Source organism: Kitasatospora sp. NPDC127121 (genome assembly GCF_042677305.1).
Classification (GTDB): domain Bacteria; phylum Actinomycetota; class Actinomycetes; order Streptomycetales; family Streptomycetaceae; genus Kitasatospora.
In genome coordinates this window covers 96,904-118,854 of sequence record NZ_JBHXTQ010000001.1, presented here as the reverse complement: position 1 = coordinate 118,854, position 21,951 = coordinate 96,904, and the positions used below count along the sequence as shown (strand labels likewise).

Annotated in this window: 6 protein-coding genes; 5 read left to right on the top strand and 1 reads right to left on the bottom strand. The window is 73.8% G+C overall.

Features of this window, described 5'->3' with window-relative positions; all coding sequences use genetic code 11:
• Window positions 1-7 precede the first annotated feature (7 nt).
• Complete coding sequence (locus ACFVHI_RS00490) at window positions 8-1,609, top strand: hypothetical protein (protein ID WP_063351903.1); 1,602 nt, start codon at window positions 8-10, stop codon at window positions 1,607-1,609.
• On the top strand, window positions 1,606-4,407 hold the full coding sequence (locus tag ACFVHI_RS00485) for a hypothetical protein (protein WP_380334184.1): 2,802 nt from the start codon (window positions 1,606-1,608) through the stop codon (window positions 4,405-4,407). The genes ACFVHI_RS00490 and ACFVHI_RS00485 overlap by 4 nt, the downstream gene beginning before the upstream one ends.
• A gap of 179 nt (window positions 4,408-4,586) precedes the next feature.
• Here the strand turns inward: ACFVHI_RS00485 and ACFVHI_RS00480 are convergent, their stop codons facing one another.
• Window positions 4,587-5,243, bottom strand: coding sequence for a 1,4-alpha-glucan branching protein (locus ACFVHI_RS00480; protein WP_380334182.1), 657 nt, complete (start codon window positions 5,241-5,243; stop codon window positions 4,587-4,589).
• A 371-nt stretch (window positions 5,244-5,614) separates the two neighbouring features.
• Here ACFVHI_RS00480 and ACFVHI_RS00475 point away from each other — a divergent pair, with 371 nt between their 5' ends.
• The 3 genes from ACFVHI_RS00475 to ACFVHI_RS00465 all read left to right on the top strand — a co-directional run bounded on the left by ACFVHI_RS00475 (window position 5,615) and on the right by ACFVHI_RS00465 (window position 21,906).
• Complete coding sequence (locus ACFVHI_RS00475; protein ID WP_380334179.1) at window positions 5,615-6,895, top strand: MFS transporter; 1,281 nt, start codon at window positions 5,615-5,617, stop codon at window positions 6,893-6,895.
• A gap of 159 nt (window positions 6,896-7,054) precedes the next feature.
• Entirely contained in the window at window positions 7,055-20,440 is a 13,386-nt protein-coding gene (locus ACFVHI_RS00470) for a MupA/Atu3671 family FMN-dependent luciferase-like monooxygenase (RefSeq protein ID WP_380334176.1), read from the top strand.
• On the top strand, window positions 20,437-21,906 hold the full coding sequence (locus ACFVHI_RS00465) for a condensation domain-containing protein (protein ID WP_380334174.1): 1,470 nt from the start codon (window positions 20,437-20,439) through the stop codon (window positions 21,904-21,906). Before ACFVHI_RS00470 ends, ACFVHI_RS00465 begins: the two co-directional genes overlap by 4 nt.
• Window positions 21,907-21,951: the final 45 nt, after the last annotated feature.

Sequence of the window (21,951 nt, the reverse complement as noted above, 5' to 3'; positions counted from 1 at the left end):
GATTTCGATGCCGAAGCTGCTGAGACCCGACCTCTACCAGTCGGTCTACGAGGCCGCGCACGCGTTTCTCCAGACCGAGGACGACCTCGTCGCCCAGTGCCGCGTCGCCATGGAGACCGGCGATCCTCTGTACCGCTATGTGGGTTATCGCAACTTCCTCGGCCAGAAGGAACAGGCGGGCCGGACGGTCTGGCTGGACCTGGGCAAGGACCTCGCCAACCGCTGGACCGGGTCCGACCTGGACGAGGGCGGGCGCCAAGGCCTCTACCTGTCGGCGGAACGCCCATCCGAGAAGAACACCGAATTCCCGGAGCTGACGCACTATCAAGACCCGGAGGTGCCGCCCGAGCAGCAGGTTGCGTACTTCGAGTACGAGAAGGGTGCGGAACCGGACTGGGTCACGGCGAAGGTCTCCGAGCTGCGGACGATGTTCCTTTTCACGCTCGACCTCTCATCCTCGTCCAAGGAACTCAAGGGGCTGGACCTGACCTATCCGAAGAGCGAACCCCTGCTGGAAAAGATCCTCGGCACCGCCCGGAAGGCAAATCCGCAGGCCTTCCACGCCGACGACACGGTGGAGAAGCTCTACATGCATCCGGACGACGCGAGCTTCACCCGCGCTGTCGGCAACGCCGCGCTCGAAAGCGGCTCCGAGTTTTTCCGGGCCACCTCGGTGCGTGACGGCTCCTCGGTCAACGTGGTGCTGAGCGCCGAACCCGGACACCCGATCGCCGTGCTGAAACCGGAGGGCCGGGCGACTTTCTTCGTCAAGAGCGGCAAGAGCACGGGCGTCGTCACCATCGACGACATGGTCTACAACAACGAGTTCGACGTCGACGGCCCGGGCGGGATCCCCAAGGACATCGTCAGCGCCGACCTGGAACCCTTCCGGGAGCGGGCGGAGCGCATGGGAGCGAGGCTCGACTGGTCTCTTGCGGAGAAGAGCGTGGACCATGCCGTCAGCACCGAGGTGCGGCGCGCCTTGAAGGGCGATCCGGCCCTGTACACGATGCCGGCCGCCGATGCCGTGCGGAGCGTCCTGGAGGCGGGGCTGAGCGGTCGGATGATCGACGCCCTGGGGCCGTACGCTCTGGCTGCCACCGCGACCGACCAGGAGTATCCCGACCTCGCTCAGGCGCTGGGCGCGGAGGGCGTGGACACCCTGATGCGGACCTACGCGGTGGAGCCCAAGATCACTCAGGGCGGCTACATCGAGGCCGCGGTCCGGGCGGAACTGCTGAAGGAGCGCACGCACTACTTCACGCAGAAGAGCGCCGACATCCAGAAGGAGATCGCGAACGCGCAGAAGGAGACACAGAAGACGGCAGAGGAACTTGAGGCCCAGCAGTCCGAGCTGCAGAAGACCGAGGACAAGTTGTCCCGCAACCCGGACGATGCCGATCTCAAGAAGGCGAAGGAGCGGCTGCAGAAGGAAGTTGACGAACTGAAAAACAGACAGGAGGAGCAGGAGAAGGAGGACGGTCGGAAGGAGGAAGAGAAGAACGACGCCGACCGGGAGAGCACTGACAACGGGAAGGACCTCAAGGACGCCGAGCACCGGCGTGGCGAGGAAGGCAAGAAGTTCTTCACCAAGGGAGGCGGGGCGTGAACGACGACTCCGAAGCGCTGCTCACCAGCTCGCTCGAACGCTTCCAGGAGGTAACGGTCGACGGCGTGAAGGTGGTCGTCAGTGTCATGGATGCGTTTTTGCTGGGAGAAGGTTCGACCTTCGGCGGAAACCACGAAGCGGACGAGATCTTCCTGTTCGCCGAGTCGGTTGTCCTGAAGGGCCGCCTCGCCTGCAAGAGTGCTGTCATCTCTGTGAATTCACTCGCAGGCAAGGGGCAGATCTCGACGTCCGGCGCCGTGGGCGAGTCCGTGATGACCCAGAACCTGGACAAGAACAAGCCCGGCAAGCCCGGCGGCGACGGTACAGCGGCGGGCGCACTCTCGCTGTACCTGGAGAACGCCTTGGGCGATGCACCGTACGCGACCCTGGCGGCAGCGGGCGGGAAAGGCGGGGACGGCGAGGTCGGGGTCAGCGCCCCGGGCGGCGAAGGTGGCAACGGTGGTGACGGCGGGAAGGCGACTCTCTTCGCAGGCACCCGTTCGGCCGGATACCTGGTGGCGCTCCGGGGTGTGCTGGGGCAGAAGACCCTGGCGGCGAAGAAGCAGGCCGTCAAACGCCTGCTGGACGAGATGCAGGCGGCCGTCGGCACCACGTCGAAGTGGCAGAAGACGCTCGACACCCTGAAGAACGCCCAAGCCGCGGCGACGGACGCTGCGTTCGAGGGCCTGATCCGCCAAGCAGGCGAGTACCTCGGGGCCCTGCAGGACAATGACATCCGCAAAGCCCTCGCGGCGATCGATGTCGCGGGCGGAGCCTACGGCGCCTATGGCCCAGGCGACCCATCGGGCAACGGCGGTAAGTCCGGCAGCAAGGGTTCGAGGAAGGTCATCTCCTTCGGCACAGCGGAGGATATCGCGGTCGGTGACCTGCCGGCCTCGATCCTGGTCCACCCCAGCCAGTGCGCCCGGCTGCTGGAGGTCATCCGTTTGCGGTATCTGACCCTGGACCCCGTGCAGCACCCGCAGGGCGTCCGGGATCTGGCAGCCGTACTGGTTCGCCTGGAGGCCCGCACCAGGCCGTTCGCCGCCCTCAAGGAGGGTAGTGAGCTGGCCGGCCACTACGCGAAGTACGAACGGAAGGCCGGAGCGGTCGACTCGGTCGCGCAGCTCCGCGGGATCAACCAGCAGTGCACCGTCCTCCTGGCACAGTTGCGTGGCGGGCAGGACAGTTTTGGGTACGACGCGCACTGGTCCCCGCTAGCCTCCTTCGACTTCTACAAGAAGCTGCTCGGCGACATGATCGACAACTTCTCGGCCATCGAGCAGGACTATCTGAAGTACTTCGCCGATCTGAAGCAGAACAAGGCGTCGATGGAGGCCGTTCGGACGGCGCGGGGGAAGTACGCGTCCGCCGCGTCGGAAGCGGAGGAGGAGCTCAAGCTGATCGGCGAGGCGCTGTCGGAGACCGCCCGACTCATCTCCCACTACGCCATCACCCTGCCACCTCTCAAGTCGGATCTGGAAGAAAAGATCCGGAAGTTCCAGAGTGATATCGAGAACCACTTCAGCTTCGACTTCAAGCAGTTGATCAGTGCGTTGTCGACGGTGGCCTTCGCGCCCCAGTCGAAGTTCATGATCGCGACCCAGTTCGGCGGCCTCCTCTACCAGGCCGACTCCTCGATCACCCAGGACACCGGTGTCCCGGTGGACAAGTCCTATCTGGTCGATCAGATCAAGGCGGTCGGATCCTCGGTCCACGACCTGATCGAGGGCTTCAAGTCGCTCGACAACGGGATGCTCCAGCCTGATGACCCCGGTGCCGCCAAGCTCCTGGCGGTCGAAAGCACCTTCCGACAGGAGTTCGACAAGCTCAAGTCGGAATTCGGCGTCGATCTGAAGGAGGTCGAGGACGCCTTCTCCGCCTACATCGAGCAGATCCTCGCCCGCAACCAGCAGATCCTTCTCTACAACGCCCATGTCCTGCTCGCCGCGCGCGACCACCGAACCATCCAGGACGCCAGGAACCACATCGCCGCCCTCAACGACAAGGCCCTGGACGAAATGCGGCCAGACCTTCCGGACCTGGTCAGCTTCGTGTCGCGGCTCTACTACGCGAGCCGCGACCAGATCATGCGCGCGCTCAGCCTGACCACCCATGCCTACCGGATGTGGGCGCTGTCGGACCGCGACCTGATCGCCGAGGCCTACGGGGGGCGAACGATGGCCACGATTGACCACGGGGTGCTGGCCAGCGCCGCCAACACGGTCCTTGATGCCTACGGAAGTGCCGTGGAGTCCTTCGGCACGCAGGCGCAGCGGTTCCCCGCGAAGCCGGAACAAGAGGGCCTGGTCGTGAAAGCTTCCCAGGCCCAGATCGACGTCTTCCGCACCGGCAACGTGCTGATGGTCAAGTTGCAGGCCGTCGCTCCCGCGACGGACATGGCGACGAGTCCCTTCGCGGGAAAGGCCAACGTCCGCGCCAGCAAGGTGCGGGCCTGGATCAAGGGCGCCGCGACGACGAACGAGCACAAGCGGCTCAACGTGCAGATCACCCAATCCGGAACGGAGCAGATCGTCAACCCGCATGGCGACGTCTTCGATTTCACCCACGCGCGGATCACCAAGACGTTCAGCTACGACCTGGGGGACCGCACGGTGTTCCAGGAGGCGGACTTCGAATCCGAATCGGACTCGCCGCACAAGTCCTATGCCACGGTCGGCCCGTTCACCACCTGGCAGATCGAGGTGCGGCCGGAGGACAACTCGAGCCTGGATCTCTCCGGCGTGACGGAGGTGTCCCTCGAATTCCACGGGACGAGTTACGCCTTCACCGTCTGACCCGGAGGCCGCCGGGGGCGGCCCAGCCCGAGGATCACAACACCCGCTCCCACCTGGGGGTTGGCGGGCAAGGGAACGAGGGGCGGCCTGCGGGAAGCCGCCCCCGATGTTCTGCACCCCGGCTACGTGCCGGCCCGCCCGCATCACCCCGGGTCAAGTGACAGCGTCGTGCTGGAGTGCTAGGCGAGTGGGGCGGGGTGCAGGGCGGCGAACAGGCCCCGTGTGCGCGTGCCGTCGGGCAGCTGCCAGGCGCCGCCGAGGTGGCCGGCCGTCTCCGGGGCGGGGAGGGTCGCGTCGTCGGCGGCGGGGTGCAGCACCCGGTGCAGGCGCAGGGTCGTGCCCCGGGGGGCCGTCAGCGCGGTGCCCTCCTGGTCGTCGGTGGCGGCGGTGGGGCGCAGGGGGGTGTCGCCGCGGTAGGAGCGGGTGACCTCCAGGTTGGGGGTGTCGCTGATGTTCTGGTCCTGGGCTTGGACCCGGCCCTCGATCAGGGCCGACAACTGGGCGACCAGCACCGGGTCGTGGCAGCCGTCGTAGGCCCAGCGCCGTCCCAGCTCGCCATGCTCCATGGTGCCGACGAGCGCGTGTTCCGCCCCGTCGAGCGGGGCGCCGCGGTAGGTGAGCGGGACGAAGTAGGTGGCGGGGGCGGGGCCCGAGGTGTCGGTGACCACCATGAACTCGATGCCGACCTCGCCCTGGGGGTCGTCCAGCCGGAAGCCGCCGGCCTTGGCCAGGTCCGGGGCGCCCGAGCCGCCGCGGTACCAGGGCCGGGAGGGGAGCCAGGAGGCGAGCAGCTCCAGCTTGCTCGGCTGGAGGGTGGTGTGGTGGATGACGGACATGCCGGGGGTGCTCCTCCGTTGTACGAGTGCGATGGTCATACCCTCCCACCCGTGCGGGGCTGACGGGCAGGCAGGTTCCGCTGCGAGGTTCGTCGCCGTTCCGGCCTGGCCCTGGCCTTGGCCCAACTCGCCTCCCTGTCCTCGGTCGTCCACCGGCGGGCCTACCGCCCGGCGGCATCGTCGCGGCCGTCGGGCGGTAGGGCGTACCGGCACCAACTCGCCAGTCTGGCTGGAAAGATGGTTCCGGGTCGGCCGAACTTGCGATCTTTCGGACAAGCAGGCGATCAAGGTCTTGATCTGCTGCGGGGTCGCCCTTAGATTGCAGTGCAATGTCACACTGAACCGACCGACACGGCGTGCCTGGGGGACCGGTGCCGGACACTGCACAGCAAGTACCGCACCAGAGCGCCGACAAGCTGCCCCGGGTGTTCTACCGGCTGGCACTGGGCGACGCCCTGTCCACGTACGGGAGCCAGCTCGACCTGGTGGCGCTCAGCCTGTTCGCCTACGAGGCGGCCGGGAACGCGCTCGGCACGGCCGGGTACCTGATCATCCGACTGGCCGGCGGCCTCGTCGGCGGGCTGGTCTCCGGGCGTCTGGTGGCCCGGACCGACCGGCGCCGGCTGATGACGGGTTGCGCGCTGGCCCAGGCGCTGGCCCTGGTCGTGGTGGCCCTCGCGCCCGTCCCCGCGCGCATCCCGGTGCTCTACTCGCTCGCGCTGGTCTTCGGCGGCGCGGCCGCGGTGTGCGCCGTCGCGCTGCGGACCAGCATCCCGGAGATGGTCGGCTCCGAGCGCCGGGCCCGTGCCAACAGCCTGATGGCCAGCTGCCGTTCGGCCGCCATGGTGCTCGGCTTCGCCTCCGCCGGCGTGGTGGTGGCCTGGGCCGGGTTCCGCGCGGCGCTGCTCATCGACGCGTCCAGCTTCCTGGTGTTCGCGGCGGTGGTGCTCCGGCTGCCGCTGCGCACCCGGGCCGAGCCCGCCGAGCAGCCCGCCGCAGAACCGGCTGATGCCGCCGATCCCGCCGATTCCGCCGGGGGGACGAAGCGGCGCGGGAGCCGGTGGCAGGCGCTGATCGTCCTGCGGGCCGCCCCGGTGGTCGGCGCGATGGCGGCGATCCGGCTGCTGGACGCCTTCGGCTCGGCCGCGCACAACATCAGCCTGCCGGTCTTCGCCAACCAGCACTCTCCCGGCAACCCGGCCGCGCTGCTGGGCATGTTCTGGGCCACCTGGGCGGTCGGCAACCTCGGCGCCCAGCAACTGGTCTCCCGGCTCCTGCTGCGCCGGGGCATCGAACCGGGCGAGCGCGCCTTCGCCCTGGGCACCTGTCTGATGTCCGGCTGTTTCATCCTGGTCTTCACCGGGCTGCCGACCCCGCTGTTCCTGCTGGCGGCGATCGGCGCCGGGCTCGGCGACGGCTTCACCGAGATCTCGTACACCACCCGGATCCAGGCCCTCGCCGACGAACGGCGCGGCCAGGCCTTCGGGTTGCTGGCCTCCGCCGAGAACGTCGGCATGGGCACCGGGATGTTGCTGAGCGGATCGCTGCTGGCGCTGCTCAGCCCGCTGACCGTGGTCGGCGTCTCGCACGCCGTCCCGATCGTGCTGGCGCTCGGCTTCCTGGTCGTGGTCGCCCGGTCCCGCAAACGCTGAACCCCCCACCCCAACGCACCTGCCCCGACACAAGTACCGCGCCACCGGATCCGCCGGCGCCACCGCGCCGCAGGCACCAGCCCGATCCGCTCACCCTCCGTACCCCGGGGCGGTCCGTACCCGCGCGCCCCGGCACCGATCCGAAAGGTGCCGTACCTGATGAGCTCCACCGGTCCCGACCGCGCCCGGCTGCGTGCCCTGGAGGCCCGGCTGCTGCTGCGTCCCGAGGTCGCCGACTGTGCGCTGCTGCCGGTCGAGCGCGCCGACGGCCGCCGCGGGCTGCTGGCCTACCTGGTGCCCGCCGCCGACACCGACACCGCCGCGCTGCGCCGCCGGGCCGCCGCGGCCCTGCTGGACGCCGACCCGAGCGCCGAGGTGCACCTCCTGGACGGCATCGTCCGCACCCCGCAGGGCGAGCCCGACCGCGCCGTACTGGCGGCCGCCGCCGCCCGGCCGCCCGCCGAGCCCGGGCCAGCCCTGCGCCACCTGCGCGAACTCACCGCGCACTGGCGGCCGTTCGGCGACGCCGGGACGGCGGCGGGCCCCGCCCCGGACGGCCCGACGGCCGCCCCCGAGGGCACCGGGACGGAGGCGGTCGGCGCCCCGCTGCCCGATCCGGCGCCGGACGCGCCCCGGACGCTGCCCGAGGCGCTGCTGCGCGCCGCCGAGCGGCACCCCGGGCGCGGCCTGCACCTGGTCCGGGCCGACGGCGGGGCGACCAGGCTGACCTACCGCCGACTGCTGGAGCAGGCCCGGGAGACCCTCGCCCTGCTGACCTCCGCAGGACTGCGGGCGGGCGACCGGGTGATCCTCCAAGTCCCCGACCCGGAGCGCTACTTCCCCACCCTGTGGGCCTGCCTGCTGGGCGGGGTGCAGCCGGTCACGGTGGCCCGCCCGCCGGCCTACGACGAGCGCAACCCCGTACTGGAGAAGCTCTGGCACGCCTGGCAGACCCTGGAGGAGCCGCCGGTGCTCGCCTGCGGCCCGGCCGTGGCGGGCCTGGCACGGCTCGGGGAGCTCTACCCGGCGCCCGGCCTGCGGGTCATCGCGGTCGACCACCGGCCCGCCGACACCGGCGCCGCGCCAGGCGCCGAGCACGCTCCGGACCCCGGCGACGTCGCGATCCTCCAGCTGTCCTCCGGCAGCACCGGCCGGTCCAAGGCGGTGCAGATCACCCACCGCGGCATCCTGGAGTACGTGGCCGGCGCCGCCTCCCAGGGCAGCTCGCCCGAGGACGTCACCGTCAACTGGCTGCCGCTGGACCACGTCGCCGGGCTGCTGATGTTCCACCTGCGGGACGTGGCGCTGGCCGCCGACCAGGTGCAGGTGCCCACCGAACTGGTGCTCGCCGACCCGCTGGTCTGGCTGGACACGCTGGAGCGCTACCGGGGCGCGCACTCCTGGTCGCCCAACTTCGGCTTCCGGCTGGTCGCCGAGGCGGTCCGGGCCGCCGGTCCCGGCCGGCACTGGGACCTCTCCGCGCTCAAGTCGCTGATCAACGCCGGGGAGCAGTGCACCGAAGCAGTGCTGGACGAATTCCTGGCCGCCACCGGGCCGTTCGGCGTTCGCGCGGACCACGTCCTGCTCGGCTGGGGCATGGCCGAGACCTGCACCGTGATCACCTACAAGCGCTACCACGAGGACGGCGCCCGCCGCCTGGTGCGCACCGACTCGCTGACCGGCCGGCTGGAGCCCGCCGACCCGGCCTCGCACGAGCGCGGCACCGGCTTCCTCAGCATGGGGCGTCCCGCGCCCGGCACCCGGATGCGGGTGGCGGGCGAGGACGGCCGGGCCCTGCCCGAGCACTGGGTCGGCCGGCTCCAGGTCAACTCCGGCCGGGTGACCCCCGGTTACCTGAACAACCCGGCCGCCGACCGGGAGGCCTTCGTCGGCGACGGCTGGTTCGACACCGGAGACCTGGCCTTCCTGGCCGACGGGGAGGTGGTGCTCACCGGCCGTCGCAAGGAGATCATCATCGTCAACGGGGTGCACTACTTCTGCCACGAGCTGGAGGACGTGGTGGCCTCGGTGGCGGGGGTGCGCTCCGGCCACGTCGCCGCCTTCGGGGTCCCGGACGACCGCACCGGCACCGAGCAACTGGTGGTCGTCTACGTGCCGAACGACCAGGACGCCCCCGCACCGCCCGTGGCCGCCGAGGTCCGGCGACTGCTGGCCGCCCGTAGGCAGCCCGCCCCCGCCCTGGTGCTGCCGGTGCCGCCGTCGGAGTTCCCGCGCACCACCAGCGGCAAGATCCAGCGCACCGCGCTGCGCCGGCGGCTGCTCGACGGCGAACTCGACGAGCACCTCGTGGCCCTGGACCTGGCGGAGGCCAACTCCCGGACCCTGCCGGACTGCGTGCGCCGACTCGCCTGGGAACCCCGCCCGGTGCCGGAGGCCCCGGCGGCCGGAACGGTCCCGGCGGAGGGCGCTCCGGCGGGGCCGACCCTGCTGCTCGGCCCCGCCGGCCCCGGCACCCTCGCCGAGGCGCTGCGCGCCGCCCTGCCGCAGGCCGTGGTGGTGGACCGGCCGCCGACCACCGACCCGGGGGAGTGGCTGCGGGCGCTCGGCGAGGAGCGCCCCGCGCGGGTGGTGCACCTGTGGGGCGCGGGGCCCGAGGACGCGCCGCGGCCCTCGGACGCGGCGGCGCGGGACGAAGCGCTGCTCGCCCTGCTGCAGGCCCTGGCCGGCCGGCCGCCGATCGGCGAGCTGGTCACCGTCAGTGCCGGGCTGCATGCCGTGCTGCCCGGTGAACTCCCGGACCCGAGCGCGGAGTTGACGGCCGCGCTGACCGCCGGCGCCCGGGCCGAGCAACTGGTGCCGGCCGCCCGGCACATCGACCTGCCGGCGGGCGCACCGGCCGCCGAGCAGGCCGCCGCGCTGCTCGCCCTGCTGGCCGAGCCCCGGCCGGAGCCGGAGTGCGCCTGGCGCGAGGGCCGCCCGTGGGTGCCCCGGCTGGGACCGGCCGAGACCGTGAGCAGGCCCGACGCCGACCCTGACCTTGACGCCGGTACCGCAGCCGAGGGCTGCTCACTGCTCACCCCCGGCGCCCGCTACCTGGTCACCGGCGGCCTCGGCGGGATCGCCGCCGAGCTGCTGCCCGGCCTGCTCCGCGACCACGGCTCCCGGTTGCTCGTGATCGGCCGCACCGACCTGGACGCGCCGACCGCCGAGGCGGCCGAGCGCCGCGCGGCGCTGCACCGGCTGTCCTCCTACGGCGGCCGGGTCGACTACCGCCGCGCCGACGTGACGGACCCCGAGCAGCTGGCGGAGGTGGTCGCCGAGGCCGAACGGGACTGGCAGGCGCCGCTGGACGGCGTGCTCCACCTGGCCGGCAGCTACCGGCTCGCACTGCTCGCGGACACCGGCCCCGACGGCTGGCGCGAGGCGGTGCGCGCCAAGACGACCGGCACGGACCACCTCGTCGAGCTGGTCCGGAAGCGGCCCGGCGCCCAGTTCGTCGGCTTCTCCTCGATGGTCGGCTTCCAGGAGGCCGTCGGCTCCACGGCGTACGCCGCCGCCAACCGCTACCTGGAGAGCGCCGTCGACCGGCTGCACCGGGAGACCGGGGCCCCTGCCTGGACGATCTCCTGGGGCCTGTGGAGCGGGGTCGGCATGAACCGCGCCACCGACCACGAGCAGGCCGCCGCCGACCGGGGCATCGCCGTGCTGAGTGCCGCGCACGGCCGCCGACTCGCCTCGCTGCTGCTGGCCGCCGCCCCGGGCCGCTGGTACGCCGGGCCCGACCCGAGCGCCCCCGCCGCGCGCCGCCGCCTGCTGGCCACCGCACCGCGACGGGTCCGCGAAGCGCCCGCCGCACGGCCCGCCGGACGGCCGGCCGACGAGCGGGCCACCGCACCGGCCGCAGCCGTACCGTCCGCCGCCACCGGGCCCGCCACCCCTGCCACCGCCGAGCTGCGCCGGGCAGTCCTGGACGCCTTCGAGGCCGTCCTCGACACCCCGCTCGACCCTGGCCGCCCGCTCGCCGAACTCGGCATCGGATCGCTCCAGTTGATGCGGGTGCACGGCGCGCTCGGTGCCGTCCTGCCGGCGCCCCCGGCGCCCACCGAGCTGTTCCGGCACCCCACCGTGGACGCCCTGATCGCGCACCTGACCGAAGTGCCCACCGCGTCCACCGCAGCCACGGCCGCCACCGCCGCGCCCGGCGGCCGGGACGGCGGCCCGGACGGCGGCGACCGCCGGGTGGCCATCGTCGGCCTGGCCCTGCGCTTCCCCGGCGCCGACAGCCCCGACCAGTACTGGCGCAACATCGTCGACGGCGTCCGCAGCACCACCCGCTTCACCGAGGACGAGCTGGCGGCGGCCGGCCTGCGCTCGGCGGAGTACCGCCACCCCGACTTCGTCCCGGTGACCGGCGCGCTGCCGGACACCGACCACTTCGACGCCGAGGCCTTCGGCATCAGCGGCACCGAGGCGGCGCTGATGGACCCCCAGCAGCGCCTGCTGCTGGAGATCTGCCGGCAGGCCCTGGAGGACGGCGGCTACGACGCCCCGGACCCGCGCCGCCGGGTCGGGGTCTTCGCCGGCACCGGCATGACCCTGTACGCGCTGCGCAACTACTACCAGCACACCCTGGCCGCCACCGCCGACCCGGCCGAGCCGGTGGCCGCGCTGCAGACCGCGATCGGCAACCAGGCCGACTTCGCCGCCACCAGGGTCGCCTACCGGCTGGGCCTGACCGGGCCGGCGATCGGCGTGCAGACCGCCTGTTCCACCTCGCTGGTCGCGGTGCACCTCGCGGTGCAGTCACTGCTGGCGGGCGACTGCGACCTGGCACTGGCCGGGGCCGCCGCCCTGCACACCCCGCAGGCCGCCGGATACCGCTACGAGGAGGGGTCGATCCTCTCCCCGGACGGCGCCTGCCGGGCCTTCGACGCGGCGGCCGGCGGCACGGTCGGCGGCAACGGCGTCGCGGCCGTCCTGCTCAAGCGCCTGGACCGGGCGCTGGCGGACGGCGACACCGTGCACGGCGTGATCCTCGGTTCGGCCGTCAACAACGACGGCGGGCTCAAGGTCGGCTACACGGCGCCCAGCGTGGACGGGCAGGCGGCCGTGGTCGGTCGGGCCCTGGACCTGGCCGGGGTGCCGGCCGAGAGCGTCGGCTACATCGAGGCGCACGGCACCGGCACCCCGCTCGGCGACCCGATCGAGTTCCGGGCGCTGGCCCAGGCGTTCCGCGCCCGCACCGAGGCCGCCGACTTCTGCTCGCTCGGCTCGGTGAAGCCCAACATCGGCCACCTGGACACCTGCGCGGGAATGGCGGGGCTGATCAAGGCCCTGCTGGTGCTGCGGCACGGCACGATCCCGCCGCTGGTCAACTTCAGCCGCCCCAACCCCGCGCTGGAGCTCGACGGAAGCCCGTTCCGGCTCTCCGCCGAGCGCCGGGACTGGCCGGCCGGCCCCACCCCGCGCCGGGCCGGGGTCAGCGCGCTGGGCGTCGGCGGCACCAACGCCCACCTGGTGCTGGAGGAGGCGCCAGCTGCGCCCGGCACCGCCGACCCGCGCCCCGCCCCGACCGTGCTGCCGCTGTCCGCCCGCACCGAGCAGGGCCTGACCGCCCTGGCCGGCCTGCTCCGCGACCGGCTGGCCGCCGGGCCCGCCCCCGCCCCCGGCGACCTGCCGCTCACTCTCGGCGGCGGCCGCCGCGCGCTGCGCCACCGCCTCGCCGTCACCGGCGCCGACCCCGACGAGCTGCGCCGGGGCCTGGAGGCCCACTTGGCGGGCCGTACCTCCGGCGCCGTGCCCGTTGCGGGCCGTACCTCCGGTGCAGCACCTGTTGCGGGCCGTACCTCCGGCGCCGCGCCCGTCCACCGCGAGGCCCGGCGCGGCGACGTGCAGCCGGTGCTGCTGTTCACCGGCCAGGGCGCCCAGTACCGGGGCATGGCCGCCGAACTCCACCGCGCCTTCCCGGTCTTCCGGGCCGTGCTGGACGAGTGCGACCGGCTGCACCGCGACGCCTGGGGCGAGCCGCTGCTGCCGCTGCTGCTCGACGCCGTGCCCGAGGGAGCCGACGACGCCTGGACCACCGAGGCGGCGCAGCCCGCGCTGTTCGCCCTGCAAGCGGCCTACCTTCGGCTCTGGCAGGAGCTCGGGCTGCGTCCGGCCGCGGTCGCCGGGCACAGCGCCGGCGAGTACGCGGCCTTCCACGCGGCGGGCGCGCTCGACCTCGCCGACGGGATGTTCCTCACCGCGGTGCGCGGACGGCTGATGCACCGGGCGACCGAGCCCGGCGCCATGACGGCGGTGATGGCCGGCCCGCAGCGGCTCGCCGCACTCGGCGACTGGCTGCCCGGGGTGGAGCTGGCCGTGGTCAACGGCGCCGGCCAGTGCGTGCTGGCCGGAGCGCCGCGCGAGATCGCGGCAGCCGAGGCCGTGCTGGCCGCCGACGGTGTGACCACCGAACGGCTCGCCACCGACCGGGCCTTCCACTCCCGGCTGCTCGACCCGGTGCTCGACCCGTTCCGCGAGCAGCTCGCCCGGCTGCGCCTGCGGCCGCTGACCGTACCGCTGGTGAGCAACCTGGGCGGCGAGGTGCTGGCCCCCGGCACCGTGCCCACGCCCGACTACTTCGTCCGGCAGACCCGGGAGACCGCGCGCTTCGACCTGGTCCTGGCCGCCCTGGACGGGCAGGGCCACGAGCTCTTCCTTGAGCTCGGCCCGCACCCGACGCTCACCGGCATGGGCCGCCGGGAGCTGCCGCACCGCCACTTCGTGGCCGGCGCCCGGCGCGGCGCACCGCCGGAGCGGCAGTTCGGCGTCGCGGCCGCCGCGTTGTGGTCCCACGGCGTCCCGCTCGACTGGGCGCGCTTCGCCGCCGCCCGCGACTGGCCGGACGGCCCGGCCCGCCGCGTACCCCTGCCGACCACCGTCTTCCAGCGCCGCCGCCACTGGTTCACCGCCCCCGACCGGCCGACCACCGAGGACTCCGCCATGCACCAGGCACCGCCGCCCCAGCAGCCCGTTCCGCCGTCGGCCATACCCGAGGCCGCGTCGGCGCCCGGCCCGGCGCCCGTCGTATCGGCACCCGTCGCAGTGACGTCCGCAGCGAGCCCCGAGCAACTGGCCGAGGAGGCCGTGCTGCGCCAGGTGCTGGAGCAGACGGCCCGCCAGCTCGGCCACGACGAGGGGTCGGTCGGAGCCGACGAGCCCTTCTTCGACCTCGGCGCCGACTCGCTCTCGATGATCAACATGATCCGGGACCTGGAGCGGACCTTCCGGGTACGGGTCTCGATGCGCGAACTGTTCGAGGCGGCGGACACCCCGGCCCGGCTGGCCGGGCTGATCGCCGGCCGGCTGGAGCCCGCCGTCCGGGACGCGCTGCTGCCGGCCGCCGCACCCGAGCCGGCGGCGGCTCCGGCGGCGGCTCCGGCACCGGTCCCTGTCGCCGCCCCTGTTCCCGCCCCGGAAGCGGCACCGATACCGGCTCCCGCACCCTCGCCCCAGGCGATCGCGGCAGCCGCCGTCCCCGCTGCGCCCGTCCACCTCGCTGCGCCCGTCCACCTCGCTCCGCCCGTCCCGCCCGTGCCCGCGTCGCCGCCCGCGCTCGCCCCGGTGGCCGACGGCACCGGCCTGATCGAGCGCCAGCTCGCCTTGCTCGGTCAGTTCTCCGACCTGATGCGCGACCAGCTCGGCCTGCTGGCCGGGACCGGGGTGGCGCCGCCCGCGCTCCCCGGGGCTGCCGCCCCCGTAGCCCTGCCACCGGCCGCCGCACCCGCCGTCACCCCAGCCGTCGCTGCCCCCGCCGTCACCCCGGTCGCCGCCCCCGCACCCGCGCCGGCCACCCCGCCCGCCCCGCAGGTACACGGCCCCCGGGTGACCGTCTCCCGGGAGTCCGGCATGGCCTCCGGCGGCCTGACCGAGCAGCAGCGCGCCCACGTGGACGAGCTGGTCGCCCGCTTCACGGCCCGGACCGCCGCCTCCAAGGCGGTCACCCGCCGCCACCGGCGCACCCTCGCGGACAGCCGCGCCGTGGTCGGCTTCCGCTCCGCGACCAAGGAGATGCTCTACCCGCTCGCCGCCCGCCGGGCCCGGGGCTCCCGCCTGGAGGACCTCGACGGCAACACGTACGTCGACATCACCATGGGCTTCGGCGTCCTGCTGTTCGGCCACGACCCGGAGTTCGTCTCCGACGCCGTCCGCGAGCACCTGGCCGGCGGACTGCGGCTGGGCCCGCGCGGCCCGGAGACCGGCGAGGCCGCCGAACTGCTGGCGGAGCTGACCGGCACCGAGCGGGTCGCGTTCGCCAACTCCGGCACCGAGGCGAACGCCGGGGCGATCCGGCTGGCCCGCGCGTACACCGGCCGGGACAAGATCGTCATGTTCGAGGGCTCCTACCACGGCCACTTCGACCACACCCTGGGCCGGACCGTGGGCCGCGGCGCCGACCGGGAGACCGTCCCGGTGTCGATCGGCATCCCCGGCAGCGCGGTCGCCGACCTCGTGGTGCTGCGGTACGGCGATCCGGAGAGCCTCCAGGTGATCGAGGAACTCGGCGACCGGATCGCCGCCGTGCTGGTCGAACCCGTCCAGAGCCGCCACCCGGGGCGCCAGCCGGTCGAGTTCGTCCGCTCGCTGCGCGAACTGACCGCCCGCCGCGGCATCGTGCTCATCTTCGACCAGATGCTCACCGGCTTCCGGCCGCACCTGCGCGGCGCCGAGGGCTTCTGGGGCGTGACCCCGGACGTCTCCACCTACGGCAAGGTGCTCGGCGGCGGCTACCCGATCGGCGCGATCGCCGGGCGCGCCGACATCCTGGACGGGATCGACGGCGGCCACTGGGACTACGGGGACGACAGCTACCCGCCCAAGGACACCACCTTCTTCGGCGGCACCTACATCCAGCACCCGCTGGCGATGACCGCCGCGGGCGCCGTGCTGCGCCACCTCAAGGCGTCCGGCCCCGGCTTGCAGGAGCGGCTGAACGCCCGTACCGACGAGCTGGCCGCGACCCTCAACGGGTTCTTCGAGGAGGAGGAGTTCCCGCTGCGGCTGGCCCACTTCGGCTCGCTGTTCCGGTTCGAGCCGCGGGCGGACATGGAACTGCTCTTCCCGCAGCTGCTGACCCGCGGGGTCTACGTGTGGGAGTGGCGCAACTTCTTCCTCTCCACCGCGCACACCGACGGCGACCTGGAGTTCGTGGCCGACGCGGTCCGCGACTCTCTGCGCGACCTGCGGCGCGGCGGCTTCTTCCCGGCCTCGCCCGGGGTACGGCTCCCGGCCCCGCGCCCGGCGGCCGCACTGCCGGCGCCCGCGGCGGACGACCGTACAGGCACCGGCACCACCGGCACCACCGGCACCACGGGCACCGGCACCGGCCAGACCGGTACCGGCCACACCGAGCCCGCCGGGACGCCCTACCACCCGGTCAGCGACCCGCAGCGCCCCGTCGACTTCAGCCTCTACTTCTTCGGCGACTACCCCCTGGACTCCCCGGAGGACGAGAAGTACCGCATCGTCCTTGAGAGCGCCCGCTTCGCCGACCGGCACGACTTCCACGCCGTCTGGCTGCCGGAGCGCCACTTCCACTCCTTCGGCGGGGTCTTCCCCAACCCCTCGGTGCTGGCCGCCGCGCTGGCCCGGGAGACCACCCGGATCCGGCTCAACGCGGGCTGCGCGGTCCTGCCGCTGCACCACCCCGTCCGGGTGGCCGAGGAGTGGTCGGTGGTCGACAACCTGTCCGGCGGCCGGGTCGGCCTGGGCTGCGCCAGCGGCTGGCATCCCAACGACTTCCTGTTCTTCCCCGAGAACTACGGCGGCCACAAGGAGCTGATGCACCGGCAGATCGACACCGTCCGGGCGCTGTGGCGCGGCGAGCCCTACCGGGGCCGCAACGGCAAGGGGGAGCCGATCGAGGTGACCCTGCACCCGCGCCCGCTGCAGGAGCAGCCGCCCATGTTCACCGCGATCGTCGGCAACCCGGACAGCTTCCGCGAGGCCGCCCGGCACGACCTGGGCATCATCACCAACCTGATGACCCAGGACGTCGCCCAGCTCGCCGAGAACGTCGCGCTCTACCGGCGCACCCGGGCCGAGCACGGCCTCGACCCGGAGGCCGGCCGGGTGGTCGTGCTCGTCCACACCTACCTGGGCGCCGACCTCGCCACCGCCCGCGAGCAGGCGTACCGCCCGTTCTGCCACTACCTGCGCTCCTCGCTCTCGCTGTTCGGGCAGATGGCCAACAGCCTCGGCCTGACCCTGGACTTCGAGAACACCCGCGAGGAGGACCTGGAGTTCGTGCTGGAGCGCGCCTACGAGCGGTACTGCGCCTCCCGCGCGCTGATCGGCACGCCGGAGAGCGTGCAGTCGGTGCTGGCCGAGCTGCGGGCGGCCGGCGCGGACGAGATCGCCTGCTTCGTGGACTTCGGGCTCGCCCCCGACCAGGTGGCCTCCGGCATGCCGCACATCGACGCCCTGCGCCGCTCCGCCCAGCGCGGCGCCCCGCTGTCCTACGCGCAGCAGCGGATGTGGTTCCTGCACCGGATGCTGCCCGACACCGGGCAGTACAACGAGGTCAAGGCCATCGAGCTGGACGGCCCGCTCGACCCGGCCGCACTCGACACCGCGCTGCGCGCGCTGGTCGAACGGCACGTCGGGCTGCGCACCGCCTTCCGCGAGCAGGACGGCGAACCGTTCCAGCAGGTGCTTCCGGTGCCCGAGGGCCCGCTGCTGGAGCGGGTCGCGGCCGACGGGCCCGAGCACGAGGCGGTGGCCGCGCTGGTCGCCGCCGAGGGAACCCGCCGCTTCGACCTGACCGAGGGCCCGCTGTTCCGGGCCCGGCTGCTGGAGACGGGGCCCGACCGGCAGGTCCTGGTGCTGTCGATGCACCACATCGTGATCGACACCCTGTCCACCGTGGTGATCACCCGGGAACTGGGCGAGCTGTACCGGGCCGCCCGGGAGCAGCGCCCCGCCCGGCTGCCGGTGCTCACCACCACCCCGGCCGCCGAAGCCGTCCGGGAGCGGGCCGCGGTGGCCGCCGGGGCGTACGACGAGAGCCTCGCGTACTGGCGCAAGGTGCTCGGCGGCGACCTGCCGGTGCTGGCCCTGCCGACCGACCGGCCGCGCCCGGCGGTGCCGGACGGCCGGGGCCGCTCCCACGTCCGTCAACTGCCCGCCGAACTCTCCGACGGCCTGCGGGATTTGGCCCGCAGCCGCCGCTCGACCCTGTTCATGGTGCTGCTCACCGCCTTCGCCGGGGTGCTGCAGCGCTACGGCGGCCAGGACGAGGTGGTGCTGGGCACCCCGGTGGCCAACCGGACCGAGGGCACCGAGGACCTGGTCGGCTTCTTCGTCAACACGCTGGCGCTGCGGCTGGACCTGTCCGGGGAGCCGGACTTCGCCGAGGCGCTGGACCGGGTCCGCTCCAGCGCGCTGGACGCCTACGAGCACCAGCAACTGCCCTTCGAGGTCCTGGTGCAGGAGCTGAACCCGCAGCGGGACACCAGCCGCAACCCGATCTTCCAGGTCCTCGTCGAGTTCGAGAACCACGCCGTCTTCGAACTGGACCTGCCCGGGGTGACGGCCCGCCCGCTCGACGACGTGGTGGACCGCTCCGCCTTCGACCTGTCGCTCTTCCTCACCAACCTGCCGGACGGCATCCGCTGCCACGTCGAGTACGCCGAGGCCCTGTTCGACCGGGCCACGGTGGACCGGCTGTTCGACGCCTTCGAGCGGCTGCTCACCGCCGCCGTCGCCGACCCGGCCCGCCCGCTCGCCGAGCTGACGGCCGCCCCTGCCGACCCCGCCCTGGAATGCGGGCCCGAGGCACAGCGGGCGCCCGCACACCCGCTGGCGGCGGTGGCCGCCGTCGCGGCCGCCCGTCCCGACGCCCTCGCGGTGGTCGCCGCCGACGGCACCGGGACCGACTACCGGACGCTGCACGCCCGGGCCGGCGAACTGGCCGGCCGGCTGCTGGCCGCCGGGGTGCGGGAGGGCAACAGGGTGGGCGTGCTGCTGCCGCGCTCGCTGGACCAGGTGGCCGCGCTGCTGGCCGTGCTGCGCCTCGGCGCCGTCCACGTGCCGATCGACCCGCTGCAGGGCCCGGAGCGCTGCCGGCTGATCGCCGCGGACAGCGCACCGGCCGTGCTGCTCACCGCCTCGGACACGGACCTGATGGGCCTGTCCCTGCCGACGGTCCTGACGGACACCGATGCCGATGCCGTCGCCGCCTCCGCCGAACTGCCGCCGCTGCCCGCCCCCTCCGCGCAGGCCCCCGCGTACCTGCTGTACACCTCCGGCTCCACCGGCCGCCCCAAGGGCGTGCTGATGCACACCCTCGGCCTGTCCGCGCTGCTGGCCTGGAACGTCGCCGAGCACCCGGCCGCCCGCACCCTGCAGTACGCCTCCTGCGGGTTCGACGTCAGCGTCCAGGAGGTGCTGACCACGCTGGCCGGCGGCGGCACCCTGCTGCTGATCGAGGAGGAGACCCGCTACGACGTGACGGCGCTGGCCGCCGTGGTCCGCGCCACCCGGGCCGAGCGGCTGCACCTGCCGTACACCCCGCTGGCCGCGCTGGTCGACGCCCTCGGCGACGAACCGGTGCCCCACCTGCGCGAACTGATCACGGGCGGCGAGCAGTTGCTGCTCACCCCCGGGCTGCGGGCCTTCCTCGCCCGCAACCCCGGCTGCCGGCTGATCAACCACTACGGCCCCACCGAGACCCACGCCGTCACAGCCGGCGAGGTCGCCCCGGACGGACCGGACCACGCGCCGATCGGCCGCCCGGTGCCGGGCACCCGCATCCTGCTGCTGGACGCCGCCGGGCGCCCCGTCCCGCCCGGCGCGGTCGGCGAGATCCACGCGCTCGGCGTCCAGGTCGGGCTCGGCTACCCCGGCCGGGAGCAGGAGAGCGCCGCCGCCTTCACCGACACCCCGGACGGCCGCCGCTACCGCACCGGCGACCTCGGACGCTGGCGGCCGGACGGCACCCTGGAATACCTCGGCCGCGCCGACCGCCAGGTCAAGGTGCGCGGCTACCGGATCGAGCCGGGCGAGGTCGAGACCGTGCTGCGCTCCGTCCCGGGCGTGCGCGGCGCGGCCGTGACGGCCCGCCGCACCGGGACGGGCACCATGCTGGCCGGGTACGTGCAGTGCGCCGCCGCCGAACTGCCCAGGGTCCGCGACCACCTGGCCGACCTGCTGCCCGAGCACATGGTGCCTGGGCTCTGGGCCGCGGTGGCTGCGCTGCCCTTCACCGCGCACGGCAAGCTCGACGTTGCCGCTCTGCCGGAGCCGCTGCCGCTGGGCGCGGGCCGGGCCGCCGTCGCCCCGGCCACCGAACTGGAACGCACCGTGCAACGGCTGTGGGAGGAGGAACTCGGCCGCCCCGCAGGCGTGGAGACCTCCTTCTTCGACCTCGGCGGGCACTCGCTGGCCGCCACCCGGCTGCTGAACCGGGTCCGCGAGGCCACCGGGATCCGGACCGGCGTCCTGGACTTCTTCCGCCGCCCGACCATCCGCGCGATGGCCGCCCAGCAGCCGCAGACCGAGGACCGCCAGGCCCCGGCCTACGAGGAGGGCACGCTGTGACCGCTATCGACGATGGCTGGCACCGGCTCGTCCGGCTGCTCGACGAGCGCGAGATCGTCCTGCGCACCACCGGCGACCGGCTCGGCTACCTGGCCCCGCCCGGCGCGCTCGACGAGGAGGCCACCGGGCTCGTCCGGGCCCACCGGGAACGGCTGCTGGCCACCCTGACCGACTCCGGCACGGCCCTCGCCGCCGCACCCGCCGGGGTGGCGCAACGCCGGATGCACCGGGCGCACGCCCGGGCGGCGGACCCGGCGGTGTGGAACATCACCCAGCGGATCGCCCTGCGCGGGCCGCTGGAGTCCGAGCGGCTGGCCGCCGCGCTGACGGCGCTGACCGGGCGCCACGAGAGCCTGCGCACCAGCTACCGGGACACCGACCTGGGCCTGCTCCAACAGGTGCTGCCGAACGCCCCGGTGCAGCTCCCGGTCGCCGACCTGCGCGCGCTCGCGCCCGGGGCGCGGGACGCGGCGCTCGCCGAGGCCGCCCGGGCCGAGAGCGACCGCCCCTTCGACCTGGCCACGGCCCCGCTGCTGCGCGCCCGGCTGCTGTGGCCCGCCGACGACGCGTGGGTGCTGTTGCTGACGCTCCATCACGTCGCGGTCGACGGCTGGTCGTTGGCCACCCTGCTGGCCGACCTGGGCGCACTGTACGGCCCGGACGGGCGGCTGCCGGAGGACCCGGGCCGGATGACCGACCACGCCTGCTGGGAGCGGACCGTGGTCACCCGCGCCGCCGTCGCCGCGGCCGCCGACCACTGGGCCAAGACCCTGGACGGCGTTGCGTCGGCGGCGGAGCTGCCCACCGCCCGGCCCCGCCCCGCACAGCGCTCCGGGCGGGGTGCCACGGCCGTCTTCCGCCTCCCCGCGGCACTGGCCGAGGCGGTGGGCCGCTACGCCGCCGCCCGCTCCACCACCGCCTCGGCCGTCCTGCTCGCCGCCTTCGCGCGGCTGCTGGGCGAGCTGAGCGGGGCGTCCGAGACCCTGGTGGTGCTCTCGCACGCCAACCGCACCCGGCCGGCCGACGAACGGGTCGTCGGCCTGCTCACCTTCGGCCTCCCGATCCGGCTGCCCACCCGTTCCCCGGGCGGGTTCGGGGAATCGGTCGACACGGCCGCGACGGCGATCGCCACCGCCCTCGACCACGCCACCGTCCCCTTCGGCCTGCTGGTCGAACCGCTGCGCGAACGCGGCGTCCGGCTGCCGGACGCGTACCCGCAGGTCCTGCTCACCGTGCAGAGCACCCCGCCCGCCGTCCTGGACCTCCCCGGCCTGACCGCCGAGGTCGAGGACGTGCCGGGCCCCTCGGCCCGCTCCGACCTCCTGCTGGTCCTCACCCCGGACGCGGACGGTTACGCGGGCCTGGCCGAGTACGACGCCGACCTGTTCGACCCGGATACCGTGCGCTCCTGGCTCGACGCCCTGGTGAACGACCTGGCCCGGCACCTGCCGGACCGGCCAGGCTGACGGACCGCCCCTGGGCAGTGCGATCGGAGAGCGGAATTTTCCGTG